The organism is Tannerella forsythia 92A2 (genome assembly GCF_000238215.1).
GTDB classification, from domain to species: domain Bacteria; phylum Bacteroidota; class Bacteroidia; order Bacteroidales; family Tannerellaceae; genus Tannerella; species Tannerella forsythia.
This window is the reverse complement of sequence record NC_016610.1, coordinates 2,504,053-2,520,701: the sequence shown is the minus strand read 5'-3', so window position 1 is coordinate 2,520,701 and position 16,649 is coordinate 2,504,053. Positions and strand designations below refer to the sequence as shown.

At 41.9% G+C, this 16,649-nt stretch carries 9 protein-coding genes, 2 pseudogenes and 1 CRISPR repeat array; of the genes and pseudogenes, 3 read left to right on the top strand and 8 right to left on the bottom strand.

Annotation, left to right across the window (positions count from 1 at the left end; translation table 11 throughout):
• The first annotated feature begins 3 nt into the window (after nt 1-3).
• A complete protein-coding gene (nspC, locus tag BFO_RS10235) occupies nt 4-1,140 on the top strand; it encodes a carboxynorspermidine decarboxylase (protein WP_014225645.1) in 1,137 nt (378 codons plus the stop codon).
• A gap of 652 nt (nt 1,141-1,792) precedes the next feature.
• A complete protein-coding gene (locus BFO_RS10230; RefSeq protein WP_014225643.1) occupies nt 1,793-3,994 on the top strand; it encodes a sodium-translocating pyrophosphatase in 2,202 nt (733 codons plus the stop codon).
• A 263-nt stretch (nt 3,995-4,257) separates the two neighbouring features.
• Here BFO_RS10230 and BFO_RS10225 read toward each other — a convergent pair whose 3' ends face one another.
• The gene (locus BFO_RS10225; protein ID WP_014225642.1) at nt 4,258-4,782 is read right to left on the bottom strand and encodes a ferritin; all 525 of its coding nucleotides are present in this window, start codon (nt 4,780-4,782) and stop codon (nt 4,258-4,260) included.
• Nucleotides 4,783-5,314: 532 nt separating this feature from the next.
• Between BFO_RS10225 and BFO_RS16780 the strand changes: the two are divergent.
• Nucleotides 5,315-5,572, top strand: a pseudogene (locus tag BFO_RS16780) (IS1380 family transposase); the annotation flags it as partial.
• Between the two features lie 129 nt (nt 5,573-5,701).
• On the opposite strand, the gene BFO_RS10215 reads toward BFO_RS16780, so the two are convergent.
• From BFO_RS10215 to csm5, 7 genes and pseudogenes are all read right to left on the bottom strand, one after another.
• Nucleotides 5,702-5,884 (bottom strand): hypothetical protein, encoded by a 183-nt coding sequence (locus BFO_RS10215; RefSeq protein ID WP_014225640.1) that lies wholly within the window; start codon nt 5,882-5,884, stop codon nt 5,702-5,704.
• A 368-nt stretch (nt 5,885-6,252) separates the two neighbouring features.
• Nucleotides 6,253-6,657 (bottom strand): annotated as a pseudogene (locus BFO_RS16665) (transposase); the annotation flags it as partial.
• Between the two features lie 874 nt (nt 6,658-7,531).
• A CRISPR array of direct repeats spans nt 7,532-12,364; the repeat unit is 30 nt; unit sequence GTTTCAATTCTATGATAGTCCGATTAAAAG.
• Nucleotides 12,365-12,574: 210 nt separating this feature from the next.
• Nucleotides 12,575-12,838: a CRISPR-associated endonuclease Cas2 gene (gene cas2, locus BFO_RS10200; RefSeq protein WP_014225637.1), complete on the bottom strand. Its 264-nt coding sequence runs from the start codon at nt 12,836-12,838 to the stop codon at nt 12,575-12,577.
• On the bottom strand, nt 12,838-13,854 hold the full coding sequence (gene cas1b, locus BFO_RS10195; RefSeq protein ID WP_014225636.1) for a type I-B CRISPR-associated endonuclease Cas1b: 1,017 nt from the start codon (nt 13,852-13,854) through the stop codon (nt 12,838-12,840). Before cas1b ends, cas2 begins: the two co-directional genes overlap by 1 nt.
• A 24-nt stretch (nt 13,855-13,878) precedes the next feature.
• Nucleotides 13,879-14,244, bottom strand: a complete 366-nt coding sequence (locus BFO_RS10190; protein WP_041590865.1) for a hypothetical protein — start codon at nt 14,242-14,244, stop codon at nt 13,879-13,881.
• Between the two features lie 2 nt (nt 14,245-14,246).
• Nucleotides 14,247-15,491 carry a TIGR02221 family CRISPR-associated protein gene (gene csx2 / locus BFO_RS10185; protein WP_014225635.1) on the bottom strand — a complete coding sequence of 415 codons (1,245 nt, stop codon included), beginning with the start codon at nt 15,489-15,491 and terminating at the stop codon, nt 14,247-14,249.
• A 1-nt stretch (nt 15,492) separates the two neighbouring features.
• Nucleotides 15,493-16,647 carry a type III-A CRISPR-associated RAMP protein Csm5 gene (csm5, locus tag BFO_RS10180; protein ID WP_014225634.1) on the bottom strand — a complete coding sequence of 385 codons (1,155 nt, stop codon included), beginning with the start codon at nt 16,645-16,647 and terminating at the stop codon, nt 15,493-15,495.
• Nucleotides 16,648-16,649: the final 2 nt, after the last annotated feature.

Sequence of the window (16,649 nt, the reverse complement as noted above, 5' to 3'; positions counted from 1 at the left end):
ACAATGGATATACAGACCATCCCTTCGCCGTGTTACGTCATCGAAGAATCGCTCTTACGACGTAACCTGACGCTCATCAAAGACGTGAAAGAACGCGCCGGAATCGAAATCATTATGGCGCTGAAAGCGTTTGCTATGTGGAAAGTTTTCCCCATTGTACGCGAATATATTCCGTATGCCACCGCCAGCTCCGTGTACGAAGCGCGGTTAGTTTACGAAGAGCTGGGCACTCCGGCACATACGTACTCGCCGGCTTATACGGAAGCCGACTTCCCGCACTTGTTGAAATGCAGCAGTCATATCACGTTCAACTCGTTATCACAGTTCGAGCGATTTTACCCGATGGTCGTTGCCGACGACCGTCGCATCTCGTGCGGGTTACGCATCAACCCCGAATATTCGGATGTCGCTACGGAGCTGTATAATCCCTGTGCGCCGGGCTCGAGAATGGGCATCACCTCCGACAAACTGCCCGACCAACTTCCCGAAGGTGTCGAAGGGCTTCATTTTCACACGCTCTGCGAATCGTCCGCGCAAGATATGGCAAACACGTTGCAGGCTGTCGAACGGCGCTTCGGCCGATGGTTGTCGCAAGTCCGCTGGTTGAATATGGGCGGAGGCCATCTGATGACCCGCAAAGGGTATGATATCGATTTCCTTCTCCGACTATTAAACGAGTTTAAAGCCAAGTATCCGCACTTGCAGATCATCATGGAGCCGGGCAGCGCCTTCTTCTGGCAGACGGGATTTCTGCGGACAACGGTCGTCGACCTCGTCGAAAACAACGGCGTCGAAACGGCCGTTATCGACGCGTCGTTCACGTGCCACATGCCCGACTGTCTTGAAATGCCCTATAAACCGGCCGTTCGCCATGCGACGGACGCCGTTCCGGGCAAACCGACGTACCGCATCGGCGGATGTAGCTGTCTGAGCGGCGATTTTATGGGCGACTGGTCGTTCGACCGGCCGTTGCATATCGGCGACCCGCTGATCTTCGAAGACATGATTCATTATACGACCGTCAAAACGACGATGTTCAACGGCATTCAGCATCCTTCGCTGGCCATACTCCGCGAAGACGGTACACTCGATATGCTGCGCACTTTCACCTACGAAGATTACAAGAGCCGGATGTCGTAACTAAAAATGCTGACACAACCTTTATCCGTATATATTAAGGATGTGCACAAACGAAATGTTTGGGTACTCCCTCATACATATGCTCCCCTCCTACTCTTCTCTGCTTAAACCCACATTCGGCAATAGAACAAATACAAATAAGGATGAATTTAATTCAGACCTTCAGCCCTTATAAACCCCGCAGAGGCGGTGATGCGGTGAGTTGTTGACATGTTGAATTGTTGAGTTGTTGAGTTGTTGGCTGATTGCTGAACACTGACCGCTAACGATTATATCGGGCTTGCAGCCCTTTCGGGTAATGGTTATGCGTGTTACACGCCGAATCATGTACCCGGCATGACCATTGACAATTAACCATTAATAAATAGGGGGCGAGATCATTCAGCCCAATGCGAAGCGTTGGGAAAAAAGGCATCGCGTCTCGGCGGAGGGCTGTAAGCCTGACGTAACCCTTGTCGTACATTCGTACGTACATTATTAATGTAATGGTAAACGCCCAACAGTGTATCGCGTAATTTGGGGTAAATTGCCCTCCAAAACTCCATAAAGGATAGAATTGTAAATATCTCTTGTTTTTAACACATAATATTTGCATTTACAAGAAGATAATTTCTATATTTGTAAAATTTAATTTACATTAATATCATAAATCATGGAAACTCTATTTTGGTTTGTCCCTCTGGCCTCCGTATTAGCGCTTCTGTTTGCCGGTCTTTTCTACAAACAAATGCGCAAAGCCAGCGAAGGAACGGAAACGATGCGGGAGATCGCCGCACATGTACGAAAAGGAGCAATGGCTTACCTTAAACAACAGTACAAAGTCGTGACAGTGGTTTTCATTGTTCTCGCTCTATTCTTCGCCGTATTGGCGTATGGTTTTAATGTGCAGAACCCCTGGGTGCCTTTTGCCTTTCTTACCGGCGGATTTTTTTCCGGTCTGGCGGGATTTATCGGCATGAAAACGGCGACATACGCCTCGGCCCGGACGGCTAACGCAGCCCGTAATTCGCTGAACGAAGGGCTGAAGCTCGCATTCCGGTCGGGGGCGGTGATGGGGCTGGTCGTAGTCGGCCTCGGACTGCTGGACATCTCGCTCTGGTATCTGGTTCTTGATTATTTTATCGACACAACCGGCGCACAGAAGTTGGTGATCATCACCACGACGATGCTGACCTTCGGCATGGGTGCATCGACACAGGCGCTGTTTGCCCGTGTGGGCGGAGGCATTTACACCAAAGCGGCCGATGTGGGCGCCGATCTGGTGGGCAAGGTCGAAGCGGGTATCCCCGAAGATGACCCGCGCAACCCGGCGACGATCGCCGATAACGTGGGCGATAACGTGGGCGATGTGGCCGGTATGGGCGCCGACTTATACGAATCGTACTGCGGCTCGATCCTTGCAACAGCCGCACTCGGAGCATCGGCGTTTTACGACGGTGCAGACCTGCAGGCGAAAGCCGTACTTGCTCCGATGCTGATCGCCGCCGCCGGTATTTTGCTCTCGATTGTCGGTATTTATACGGTCCGGACGAAAGAGGGAGCAGGCATGCAGCAGTTGCTCAAATCGCTCGGCACAGGAGTAAACCTGAGCTCGGTACTGATTGCCGTAGCTGCTTTCGGCATTTTGTATCTGCTGCAAATGCCCAACTGGTTCGGAATTTCGTGCTCAGTCGTTGTAGGATTGATCGCCGGGGTGATTATCGGACAGTCGACCGAGTATTATACGTCTCACTCGCATAAGCCGACGCAATCGATCGCTCACAGTTCGAACTCAGGCCCGGCCACCGTCATCATTTCGGGCTTGGGCATCGGCATGGTTTCGACGGCGATCCCCGTCCTCACCATCACCTGCGCCATTATTCTGGCTTTTCTCTGCGCCACGGGCTTCGATACGGCCAATCTGCTGACGGCCGGGAACCTCAGCCTGGGACTCTATGGCATCGGCATTGCCGCCGTCGGGATGTTATCGACCTTGGGTATTACGCTGGCAACCGACGCTTACGGACCCATCGCCGACAATGCGGGAGGAAATGCCGAGATGAGCAAACTCGAACCGCATGTGCGCCAACGTACCGACGTGCTCGATGCGCTCGGTAATACGACGGCGGCAACAGGCAAAGGATTCGCGATCGGATCGGCGGCGCTGACGGCGCTGGCCTTGCTGGCTTCGTATATCGAGGAGGTGAAGATGGGATTGCAGCATATCGGCACGACGACGATCGATATCGCCGGACGCACGGTAGAAGTAACACGAGCGACCATCCCCGACTTTATGGCGTATTATCAGGTCGATCTGATGAACCCGAAAGTCCTGATCGGAGTCTTTATCGGTTCGATGATGGCCTTCCTCTTTTGCGGCCTGACGATGAACGCGGTCGGTCGTGCGGCTCGCAAGATGGTGGAAGAAGTACGGCGTCAGTTCCATGAGATCAAAGGCATCCTGACCGGAGAGGCAACGCCCGACTATGCGCGTTGCGTGGCGATTTCGACACAGGGGGCACAGCGTGAGATGCTGTTCCCGTCAATATTGGCTATTATCGCACCGGTACTTGTCGGGATCATCTTCGGGGTAGCCGGAGTTATGGGATTGTTAGTCGGCGGATTGGGTGCCGGATTTGTGCTGGCCGTTTTCATGGCTAACGCAGGAGGCGCCTGGGACAATGCCAAGAAATACATCGAGGAAGGTCATCACGGAGGCAAAGGCTCCGAGGCGCATAAAGCGACGGTAGTAGGCGATACGGTAGGCGATCCGTTCAAGGATACATCGGGGCCATCGCTGAATATTCTGATCAAACTGATGTCGATGGTAGCTATTGTCATGGCAGGTCTTACGGTAGCTTTCAGCCTTTTGTAACGGTGTTTCTCATATTTTTCCAGATCGAGAGACAAGGTGTCACAACCTTTCAAACATCTCATTGTTCGTGAGATGAAAGTTTGGGGGCATACTAGCCGTATGCTCCCGAACCTTCATCCATAGCGTCCCGAAATTTTGCCCCTTCTTACACACCTGAAGAGGGCGTGCCCAAACATTACGCTTTGACACACCCTCTTTTTTCTGCCGGCAAGAGACGAAATCCTTTCGTATGCTCTCCGGATCGACTCATCTGCAAACGGAATTTATTCCCCCGATTTTGTGAGGGGAGCAGCCGTTTTATACGTACGTCCCGACAGCTCCTTGTCGAGCATATACAGTCCGTATCCGTTGTCTTTTATCATCTTCAGGTTATTGATGATATCCAGAGCCGTTTCCTCTTCTTCTACCTGCTCGTCGATAAACCACTTCAACATGCTTTGGGTAGCATAATCGGATTCTTGCAGTGCCAACGTATACAAGTCGTTGATCAGACCGGTCACAATCCGCTCGTGTTTTAACGTTTCCTCGAACGAATTCAGCAACGAGTCCCATTGGGTCGGAACGGCCTCAATCGGTTTAAGAGTAACGCGTCCGCCGCGTGAGATGACATAGTTAAACAGAATCATAGCGTGATCCTGCTCTTCTTTGAATTGTACCTGATACCAGTTGGCGACTCCGTTATATCCGTTGTCGTAGCAATAAGCCGACATGGACAAATACAAATAGGCCGACCATAATTCGGCATTGATTTGATCGTTGATTGCCGTTTCAATTTTTTTGTTAAACATAATTGTCATTTAAATTGGGTGAATATTTTATTTAAGAGATCAAAGTAGCCCAAAGGTAGGGAATATATCGCAACAAACATGTTAAAAAAACAATAAAACCGATCCTTTTGTAAGCCGCACGTATTACTGCCGCAGATGAATAATTTTTTATTGATTTAATTATCAAATATATAAAAACATCTTCCGAACAAACCTCTTTATTGATGCATTTTATTTTTAACCTGTGTAAAAACCCATCTCACAATCATTGAAAATATCATCGAGCCGCACAAAACCACCCAAACAGTCATTATGTATTGGATCCATCCATTTCCGAGTAGTTCGTTAATATGTATTTTCTTTATTAGTTGAAAAATTGCCATATGCGAAAGATATATCTCCATACTAAATGCACTAACAATTTCTATTATTTTATTATTCAAAGACTTATTTGGATGCATCTGAATAAAGTAAACAAGCATACCGGAGGATACTAAAAGGCACATAAACGATCCGCCGATTAAATAATAACCAATGAGAGACAGCAGCAATTGCAACCGAAGCCGCCTTGATTTTTTCGATGATAGCCTATGATTTAATGTCTCTGTTCCGACTCTTTGTTCTTCAAGAAAAAACGAAAAAAAAAACACGTTCCACACTGCGTTACCGAACTTTGCTTTTGGTGCATATTTTGAAAGGGCAGGCGATACGCTCAAACTAAAAATAGCACTTACTAAAAAACGCCGAAAATGGTTCATCGGACGATGGGATTACCCCCATAAATCTAAACCCCAAAATCCCTATCGTATAATTTGGGATGATACGGTTCTGAACGAAATCAGCTGTCAGTTGGAAATAAAAGGCGTGATTGTCAAGCGAGGCACCATCGTTAATGCGAATATCGATAAAAACGCATTATGTAGTCACTTTTGCAGAGGTCTCAAAATAGGGGATTGATACATTTCGCATAATACACGGTAGAATCCGACAGATGGATCTGTTCGCGAGCTTCCGTAGGGATCGTATAGTTCATCTCATCCACGGGAGTTAGCGGCTCTTCTCTGTCGAAAAACAGAGCATAACACAAAATCACAGCAAAAAAAGATAATAACAATGCCTTCATTTTTTATGCTTTTACTTGCATGATGCAACTTTATGTAGAAACGCTGCATCAAATGGAATTATTGTTCAAAATAAACATTTTTTATCTTATACATTCTATCAATACTTTGGCAAAAGAATCAATTAAATTATTAAAATTCAGAATTTTGTAGAATATAATTCCATACAAAAAGAATAAGATTAAACTGCTGATTATTTTAGATAAGTTCTAAAAAAGAATTTTTGTAAGTGGAAGCCGTTCCTTCTGAGTCAGTTCAGTTGGATTCAGCTCCTCAAAGGGCATCTCAGACTCACGATAGTGTTCGTTTATCCTCTCATTTAACTTGATTTATTGACGTTAAGACACAGTTACCCCTTAGAGGCAATAAGCTACAGCTGGTATTTATTGATCTGTACATATTTGAATTTGTTGTATATGAGACAGATGAAAGCCATTACAGTCTTGGCACGGACGATTACGATGCTGCAGACAAACGAACCGTTCATGAAACCCTCGATGAAACCGAAGATGTGCTCCACACGACATCTTGTCTTGGACTTTGGGTGGTTGTTCAGCTTCTGATCGTCGGTAAGAAGATGATTTCGATAGTCTTTCTCACAGATAACAGGAATCATACCACATTCCTTGACTACATCGTCCTTTGACCCATAGCCTGCGTCAGGGTATAGAGGCTGTTTCTTGCCTTTTTCTCAGGTGAGGGGCTTGATGACATTGGACTCATCGATGCCGGCATTCGTGGTGGTGTACTTCTCGATGAGCTGAGGCTGCTTATCGCCCAAAATGTAATAACGTTGTAAGAATATGACAAGGAAAGTACACGTTTTCTTATGCTCAGGATATGGCTGAGATTCGTAAAGAGCGCAGTCAGCAGACCCGGAAACTAAAGCCCGGACTAAAAAAGCAGATTCTTCTCCTGCTATAGCAACAGTGGTCACCTCAGCAGATTGAAGGAAGGCTCAAGCTCCGCGGAGAACCTTACGTTTCGCACGAAACCATTTATAAAATCATCCGAGCCGATAAAACCGCAGGCGAAAAGCTCTGCCTGCATACCCGGCACAAGATGAAACATAGAAAAAGGAAATAGCCCAAGTCTGTATCCATTAAGATAAGAATCGTGTCGGAATAGAGCAAAGGCCTCCTGTTGTCGATCTCAAACAACGCTTTGGAAATTGGGAGATGGACACTATTGTCGGAAAAAACGGCAAAGGGGATATCCTGACCTTAGTGGAAAGAACTATGTTTTTTTGCATGATGCAAAAACTGCCCAAAGGGAAAAATGCAAAAGAGCATTCAAAAATCGTTTACGATATACTGCTGCCATACAAAAAGAGCATATACACTCCATCACCGTAAATAATGGTAGCGAGTTTGCAGATCATTAATCATTAGCCAAGAAGTTACATACACAGATATATTTCACTCATCCCTATTCTTCATGGGAAAAAGGATTGATTGAGAATACAAACAAACTGATCAGGCAGTACATCCCTAAAAAATCAAATTGCAATGAATTTAGTAACAATATAACCAAACAGATGCAATACAGAATCAACGAAAGACCAAAATACAAACTCAATTTCTATTCTCCAGAAGAAATCTTTTTCTTAAATTTGAAACATAAAGTTGCATTCAGTAGTTGAAACGACAATTTCAATTCTATGATAGTCAGATTAAAAGACGGAAACCGGAGAGGTAAAAGAAGAATCGAAGAAGCGTTTCAATTCTATGATAGTCCGATTAAAAGTAACACTTGTTATCAACGAAGACGATTTCTACAACGGTTTCAATTCTATGATAGTCCGATTAAAAGTACCGGCGTCACGTCCTTGCCAGACAATTTAACGGGTTTCAATTCTATGATAGTCCGATTAAAAGCATGGTCGAAGAAGAATTTCTGCCCATCGTGTCCGACGTTTCAATTCTATGATAGTCCGATTAAAAGTTCGTAACTGGTGCTGCCGGTGTGAATGCTATGACGCTGTTTCAATTCTATGATAGTCCGATTAAAAGGATATTCTTGCTTCCACCCTGCACGAGCAGGATTTCGCGTTTCAATTCTATGATAGTCCGATTAAAAGGAAACTCATTGACAAAATTAACGGCAAAGGCACTTGTTTCAATTCTATGATAGTCCGATTAAAAGAAGAATCCTAATATACCGGCAATGACAACGTACACATTGGTTTCAATTCTATGATAGTCCGATTAAAAGTTTAATGTTATTAAATGCCTCGATTGTAAGCATTATATCGTTTCAATTCTATGATAGTCCGATTAAAAGAAAGCAGTTAAAACTGAAAGAGTCGTACATAAACAGTTTCAATTCTATGATAGTCCGATTAAAAGCCTGGGCGGCACTTTTGCCGTCGAAGCGATTGCGAAGTTTCAATTCTATGATAGTCCGATTAAAAGTCAAATTCGGCACTGTAGTCCGCAAGATCATCTAAGTTTCAATTCTATGATAGTCCGATTAAAAGTATTAATACCAGTTTTTACATCATCACTTAAATTGTTTCAATTCTATGATAGTCCGATTAAAAGTACAGAGTATCTTGTACAACGCAGGAGGAACGTCTCTGTTTCAATTCTATGATAGTCCGATTAAAAGCCGCACTGGTGACATGGCACAAAAGGCCCCGTTTGCGTTTCAATTCTATGATAGTCCGATTAAAAGTCAAATTCGGCACTGTAGTCCGCAAGATCATCTAAGTTTCAATTCTATGATAGTCCGATTAAAAGTAAAGGAGAAAGTTTAACTTTACCATTAGCACTTTTCGTTTCAATTCTATGATAGTCCGATTAAAAGATACTCGCCGAGGAGATCAGGACTATGTGCCCCAGTGGTTTCAATTCTATGATAGTCCGATTAAAAGGATTTCGGGCATTTTGTCGAGGGTTTTTTGGGTAGCGGGTTTCAATTCTATGATAGTCCGATTAAAAGTTCGAGGCCGAAGGCGACATCCGCGGTTACCAGCTTCATTTCAATTCTATGATAGTCCGATTAAAAGTTTTCATACGCCACACCATCTATCCTGATGTAATATTTCAATTCTATGATAGTCCGATTAAAAGTGTTTTAAAATCTTGTTACCAACTATCACCAAACCGAATTTCAATTCTATGATAGTCCGATTAAAAGAGGAGACAAATTAGTTATTTGGCGTTTAGATAGGCTATTTCAATTCTATGATAGTCCGATTAAAAGATGCGCGCAACGTCTTCCTTAAACCATTGAGATAAGGATTTCAATTCTATGATAGTCCGATTAAAAGGAAGGAAGGTGTTTCGATAAACCTTTTGCATCAACTATTTCAATTCTATGATAGTCCGATTAAAAGTAGATTACTCAGCCATAATCGGCAGTGTGAGGATTACATTTCAATTCTATGATAGTCCGATTAAAAGGAATTTCCCTGATGAGCAAGTAGACAAGGTGTACAATATTTCAATTCTATGATAGTCCGATTAAAAGTGAATGCAGAGGATAAAAAGACTTTAAAAGTTATCAATTTCAATTCTATGATAGTCCGATTAAAAGCCGATAAAGTCATGAAAATGTTTAGAAAAATATATCATTTCAATTCTATGATAGTCCGATTAAAAGAAAATTTGTTTCATAAATATCACCACGTGTACGGCGGTTTCAATTCTATGATAGTCCGATTAAAAGGATTTGTTTGCCGGGCACGAATATATCGCGTCGGCTGTTTCAATTCTATGATAGTCCGATTAAAAGACAGTAGATACAGATAAGGCCGAAACGGCCACAAAAAAGTTTCAATTCTATGATAGTCCGATTAAAAGTCGTGTAAGCATATATGTTTTTACGCTGATTTTTATTCGTTTCAATTCTATGATAGTCCGATTAAAAGCGTACGCCAGCCGTGCGCCCGTGCGGGCGGCGGTAATAGGTTTCAATTCTATGATAGTCCGATTAAAAGTTCGGGTCGTGTAATTTTCACTGCCCCTACTGCAAGGTTTCAATTCTATGATAGTCCGATTAAAAGGCAGAGCCGCGCCATACCGCGCATAATAGCGCTACGGTTTCAATTCTATGATAGTCCGATTAAAAGTATATTCTAAAATTGTTCGTTTTACATGATTTACCCCGTTTCAATTCTATGATAGTCCGATTAAAAGTGGTGTGCGCAGCCTGTCTCGTCGCACTGTTATATGGTTTCAATTCTATGATAGTCCGATTAAAAGGAAACGTCCAAACTCATGCGAACGGAGGTGACCCCGTAGTTTCAATTCTATGATAGTCCGATTAAAAGCCACTCCTCTACCATTCTATTATATCGATCCCCGAGCGTTTCAATTCTATGATAGTCCGATTAAAAGGAGTCTGTTTTTGACGAGGACGGAGACCTTCTCGGCGGTTTCAATTCTATGATAGTCCGATTAAAAGTTGTTCCGAAACCTCATCCGCCTTCTTCCCCGCGTTGGGTTTCAATTCTATGATAGTCCGATTAAAAGCAAATCGATGCGGCCGACGTAATGGATAAATCCGAGGTTTCAATTCTATGATAGTCCGATTAAAAGAAAAGTATGATCGCCCAATCCTGTTTGTTATTGTTCGTTTCAATTCTATGATAGTCCGATTAAAAGATAGACGAAGAATATTATCCAACAAGGTTTGCTATGTGTTTCAATTCTATGATAGTCCGATTAAAAGCGCGAGCCAAACCGCCCGTGCAGGGTCGGTGGTGGCGTTTCAATTCTATGATAGTCCGATTAAAAGCCTCCGTCCGCACCAATTCGGACGTTTCAGATACGGTTTCAATTCTATGATAGTCCGATTAAAAGCTTTTCTGCCCGCGTTGGCGGTGCACGTGTTAACGTGTTTCAATTCTATGATAGTCCGATTAAAAGAATGCCGCCCCCCCCAATACAGAAAAAACGACCAGACGTTTCAATTCTATGATAGTCCGATTAAAAGGTACGCCAACCGTGCAGCCGTGCGGGCTGCAGTTATAGGTTTCAATTCTATGATAGTCCGATTAAAAGTCTTTTGTTGACAGGTTCGGTGATTGGGAGAATAACGTTTCAATTCTATGATAGTCCGATTAAAAGCTGCCGCTTTTGATGCGGACATTCGTGCAACGTATGGTTTCAATTCTATGATAGTCCGATTAAAAGACGTCCGAACTCGTGCGGACGGAGATAACCTCTTAGTTTCAATTCTATGATAGTCCGATTAAAAGTTCATAGTTCTTTGCTATTACAAAATAGCAAATCTTTTGTTTCAATTCTATGATAGTCCGATTAAAAGAACCAAAAAGGCGTACGTAGAAGAACGTATGCGCGCAGTTTCAATTCTATGATAGTCCGATTAAAAGCCCACACCCACCGTGTATAATCTCCGTATAACACAAAGTTTCAATTCTATGATAGTCCGATTAAAAGCAGCGCCTTCTCAAAAAGCGCGCTGCCGCTTTTGAAGGTTTCAATTCTATGATAGTCCGATTAAAAGCAGGCTGCGCACACCAAAGCCCCCACGCAGGGCAGGGTTTCAATTCTATGATAGTCCGATTAAAAGTTTTAGAAGGCGCTGCTTTTTGCGAGACAACGGCTGCAGTTTCAATTCTATGATAGTCCGATTAAAAGGAGTAGTTCCCCGTAAGGGGCGGGCTTTACCCCCGTGAAGTTTCAATTCTATGATAGTCCGATTAAAAGCTTTTTTTTAAATTTTTCACAATATAGCAAATCTTTTGTTTCAATTCTATGATAGTCCGATTAAAAGTAGTTCCCCGTAAGGGGCGGGCTTTACCCCCGTGAAGTTTCAATTCTATGATAGTCCGATTAAAAGGATGATGCTCGGAGAAGACGGAAGTTATCATCTAACGTTTCAATTCTATGATAGTCCGATTAAAAGAGTCGACACCTTAGAGTGGAACGGCCGCGCCTTCGGGGGTTTCAATTCTATGATAGTCCGATTAAAAGCAGAGAGCTCGATATAGAGCCGTATTACGAAGAGGGTTTCAATTCTATGATAGTCCGATTAAAAGATGACTCAATTGTGTGTTATAACTACACAAGAGAGTTTCAATTCTATGATAGTCCGATTAAAAGTCGGGCATTTTTAAAAGAGTAAAGGCCTCCAAAGACGTTTCAATTCTATGATAGTCCGATTAAAAGTCGTTTTATGTCTTTCTTCATTTAACTTTTAACCTTTTAGTTTCAATTCTATGATAGTCCGATTAAAAGCGGTCCGGGTTCTCCTGCATCGCCGCCCGCGCAGTAATGGGTTTCAATTCTATGATAGTCCGATTAAAAGAGAAGACAAAAAGATTCTTAAAGTTATCAAAGATAATTTTGTTTCAATTCTATGATAGTCCGATTAAAAGTATTAGAAAACCCAAGACGTGTAGATTTATACATACCGTTTCAATTCTATGATAGTCCGATTAAAAGTGTATTATTTAATCTTGCAGGAAAAGAAGTTTCTGTGTTTCAATTCTATGATAGTCCGATTAAAAGCCGTTCGAAACGACAAAAAACATTACTGATTCTCAATAATCTATCCTTCAATTATATCAACAAATTAACAAACAAAGTTGTCGAAGCACAAAGGTAAGAAAAACCCCGCACTTCGACAACTAATTTTATCTTTTGATTTTCAATATGTCAAAGAACTTTTGTCAGCGATTTTCTCCTTTTTTCGAGACGAAAAAAGGAGAAAGACAATTTTTATAAGAAATTATCGATGCTATTTTTTTCTTTTCCAATGATTTGCTTTTCTAACCATTTTTCCTGCCGACTTGAGAAAATAATTAAGCTGTCTTCATCAGAATCCATAATCTTTTCCGCTTTTAAAGTTAGTTCCTTTAATTTAACTTCTGTAATTTCGCCTTCAAAAACCGAATTTTGTATCCAATTCAGATATTTCCGACAGAGCTTGAGCATTTTCCCAACCCGTTTCTCGCCGCAGTCATAGACCAGAATCACATACATTACCAGTACATTTTAAACGGTTTATAGTCTTCCATCCCAAGCAGATGTTTTGCCAACTTATAGCATTCGAGCTTGATAAGGTGTTTGTAACTTACGTTGCGATTAAGCGACCGATGCTTAATCGTCTCATTAAAACGTTCCTCCATCGCTTTTACAAAAATCTTCTTCCCCGAAGGATTCAACAGACAACTGTTCAATCGCTTGTCGAAATGACGTTCCTGTATCTCTTTCTTATTAAGAAGTTTGAAAATAACCCTGTCGACAAGAATCGGTTTAAAGATTTCGGAGATATCCAATGCCAGAGAATAGCGCCGCTCGCCGGGTGTGTGCAGATAGCTGACCGTGGGATTGAGTTGCGTTTGATGAATGGCACGTAGGCACTGTGAATAGCACATCATATTTCCGAATGAGATCAAGGCATTCACTTCGTTCCGGGGTGGTTGTTTAGTACGACCTCCCATCTCAAAATCGTTGAGTATAAGATCAAACGCATCGTAATAAACCTGACGGATGTTTCCCTCGATGCCCATCAGCTCGTCGGGTGCGGAAGCCTGCTCAATACCATCGGCATAGATTTTTATCTGTTCCAATAATGCTTCCATATCTTTTCCCCGCCGGTTGTAATACTGCAGGTTTTTCTGCATGTTATAGGCCGCTCCGTGAATAAACTGCCGGGCGATTGCCATGCGCCGTTTTTTATCCTGAAAGGCTTTGGTCTGTGCCAAAATCATCCGCCCCGAAAGTAATGTATCCCGCGGCATAAACGATCCGGTATAATTCTCGTAATAATCGAAGAAGTGCAAAGCAATATCATTTTTTCCGAGAAAATTATACAAAGCGCTATTGGCATCGAGCGAACCGAAAACGTAGAATTGATCAACCGTTTCGACCGGAATATACCTCGGCTGTCCTTCGCGTTCGATACCGTTTCCGTCCTCCTCCATCGGCACGAATTTCAAGGTGTTATCCTTTCGGGATAAGCGACCGGGATTGAAAAGATAGTAAGTCTTTTTCATGATTCCATTTATCTTATAAGGGAATTAGCCGTATTTTCTAAATTTCACAAAATCAAACCTGACTACTTTTTCTCCAGACGCTAAGATGTTTACATTACGATTTGCTGTAGAAGCGTAGCAATCGATCTTCGACTCCTGAAGTTTTTTAAGTAGCGCAAAACTAAAAGTCATTTCTCCCATCAGATGGATGGCAACATCCGGAATTGAAGCGATTCGCACTGCCAACTTTTGAAAGTAATCCTCAGCCAACTTTTCAATTTCGGATGCTGTGCTTTCCGGATCAATAGGAGGGAAATGCCAATCCTCAACCTCTCCAAAAAGCCTCCACGCTTCCTTCTTCTGCCTTTCGCTCCATTCCGGAAAAGGGTGATTAGATAAATTAATGAGCATAATTATAATAATCCTTTCAATTTTTGATAATTTTCTTCCAAAGCTTGTTTGAATTTCTTAGACTCCACACTTTTGCATAAATACCCTCCATGATTTATGTCGTTTCTTTTCTCGCTCAGTGCTTGGAATGCTTTTGCTATGTCTTCTATGTTATCTATACCTTTTAATTCTGAAATGACACATTTTGCATCCTTCGAAGTTAAAGGCTCCTTCCATTTTTCTTCCGGTTGATTGATACCGAAACCTAAATAAGATGATATAATGTTTCTTTTTTCTTTATTAAAATATTCATGATTTAATTTCTCGCATAAAATGGTTATTGTAGCTTCCTGCAACTGTGTAATCCCTTGCTGGACTAACTCCTTATCAATACACCATTGGACAGCCCGCAAGAGATTATTCTTATCATTAACCCGATAATTGTCGAGTTCTCTTTTTAGTTTCTCTAAAATTGGTTTAAACGCCGGCAGTAAACGGACCTCCAAATGTGTTATTTTGTGTACAACCTTAAGGATAGAACTTGCTTTCAGAAAGTTTTTTCCTCTGTTTGTACTGAAATCTTCGCTGATTTTTTCCAACAAACTGTTGATTTCTCTTATTTCTACTGCTTCTTTGTCTTTTCCGCGACTTTCGGCAAGAATTGGCTTGATAGATTCTCCGGTAACCTGCAGCAATTTTGTTGAATTGCCGGTAGTTATAAACTGACTGCCGGAATTAGCCCAATCTTGCAAAACAGAAAAACTGGTCAAATTCAAAAGGGGAACTTTACGACTTTCAGGATTTGGATATTTTTCTTCAATTTCACCGGGTCTTCCGAGTTTTTCAAATGCGCCGTAATAGATTCCTATTACTTGAATATTTTTGATAAACTTTGCATATTGTAAAAGCGTAATTCCTAACATAGGAATAGAACGAAAGCTATGGGTGACATCAAAAACAACCTCATCATTTTCTTCTAAAACGTCAAAAACAAGTTGAAAAATTTTCCATATCTCTTCTTCGCTTACTCCTTCCGGAATATCAATTTTACTGAATTTTCCACCAACTTCTCTATTTAAGTTTTCAAAATGTGTTGAGGATGCTAATTCTGTGCAGAAAACAAAATACTTATCAAAATCGGGTGCAAAAAGTTTTATTGTAGCAGTTTGCACGTAAGTTACCACTTCACTTTCTTTATTTGAATATGTATATATGCACTCCTTGTACTTTCCCGTCCCTAAAAATGTAATAAAAACTTTTCTGCCCATTTTATTCTTTATTTAAGCATTCTAATTGTATCCAACCCAAAGGTTTTGTTTCGGTTATTTCTACAAAACGGGTAATGGGAAATTCGTTGGGATTTAAGTCATACTCTTCTACTCGTCGCTCTTTAATATTATATACCTTCCCGTAACCGCATGTTTTTAAGAATTTAAGAAATTGACCTTTATTCTCGGTTCCGTCACAATCGTACAAAGCCAATGCTATAGAATTAAAATAAAAACCTTTGCCAGTACCCAAACGCAGATAAGCGGTTGTAGAACTTTCAGTTTTTTTCTCAACATCCTCGTAAAAATCTTCCAACGAAAAATAGATGTCATCATCTATCTTTTTTCCTGTTTCAGATAAAATTGTCCACTCGGCATCAGATGAATGACGGCTAAATGTATTGATAATTCTACACAATTCTTCCCACGAATAGTTTTTGTACACTTTCGTTCCGTCGGCTTTTTCTGCAATAAGTTTCCTAACGTTTCTTATTTCACACTCGCAGGCAATGTTTTCTTTTACCGCCTCCCGTGTTTGCGGAATATCCAAAGTGCCTTTTTTTATATTCAGCCGTTTGATGTCGATTGCCTGTAATGTGTCAAACTCCAATAAAGAGCTATCGCTTACTCCCAATTCAAACTTATCAAATTCACGGCTAAGCTCTTTATCCAACGTTGCTGTTAAACCCTTATTGGTAATATTATTTAAATAATTGGAGCACCATTGCTGTCCTTCATCAGCCTCTATAAGCCAATCATACAACAACGCGGTTTTTATGGCGCCTTTGAGTGTGCTGCCCGGGATATAAGGTGATTGTCCCGCATTTTTCACAACCGTATAAAATTCTTTTTTCCCACTTACATTCTTGGCTTCTATACTGTACAAAGCGGCTTGTTGCAATGTTAATTTGAGCCTGTTGAAAATAAAATTTTTCAGGTCAAACGTGTTGGTCATATTGGATTTGCCCCGAATCATTCCCTCTACATAAAAATCAATAAGTTCGGGACTTTTGCCCATTTTATCTCTTATTGCCTGCTGGTTGATGTAGTGGATTTTTCCTTTTTCCAGCACATAGTCGGCAAATGCCGACAGCGTATTTCCATCGCCAATAGAAACAGGTGTAAGAGTTGTTATTTTGTATGCGGATTCGTTCATAA

What these genes read in the sequence shown, in the direction of transcription:
- nspC (WP_014225645.1), top strand. Translation starts at nt 4, where the DNA reads ATGGATATACAGACCATCCCTTCGCCGTGTTACGTCATCGAAGAATCG.
- BFO_RS10230 (WP_014225643.1), top strand. Translation starts at nt 1,793, where the DNA reads ATGGAAACTCTATTTTGGTTTGTCCCTCTGGCCTCCGTATTAGCGCTT.
- BFO_RS10225 (WP_014225642.1), bottom strand. Translation starts at nt 4,782, where the DNA reads ATGTTTAACAAAAAAATTGAAACGGCAATCAACGATCAAATCAATGCC.
- BFO_RS10215 (WP_014225640.1), bottom strand. Translation starts at nt 5,884, where the DNA reads ATGAAGGCATTGTTATTATCTTTTTTTGCTGTGATTTTGTGTTATGCT.
- cas2 (WP_014225637.1), bottom strand. Translation starts at nt 12,838, where the DNA reads ATGTATGTGATTCTGGTCTATGACTGCGGCGAGAAACGGGTTGGGAAA.
- cas1b (WP_014225636.1), bottom strand. Translation starts at nt 13,854, where the DNA reads ATGAAAAAGACTTACTATCTTTTCAATCCCGGTCGCTTATCCCGAAAG.
- BFO_RS10190 (WP_041590865.1), bottom strand. Translation starts at nt 14,244, where the DNA reads ATGCTCATTAATTTATCTAATCACCCTTTTCCGGAATGGAGCGAAAGG.
- csx2 (WP_014225635.1), bottom strand. Translation starts at nt 15,491, where the DNA reads ATGGGCAGAAAAGTTTTTATTACATTTTTAGGGACGGGAAAGTACAAG.
- csm5 (WP_014225634.1), bottom strand. Translation starts at nt 16,647, where the DNA reads ATGAACGAATCCGCATACAAAATAACAACTCTTACACCTGTTTCTATT.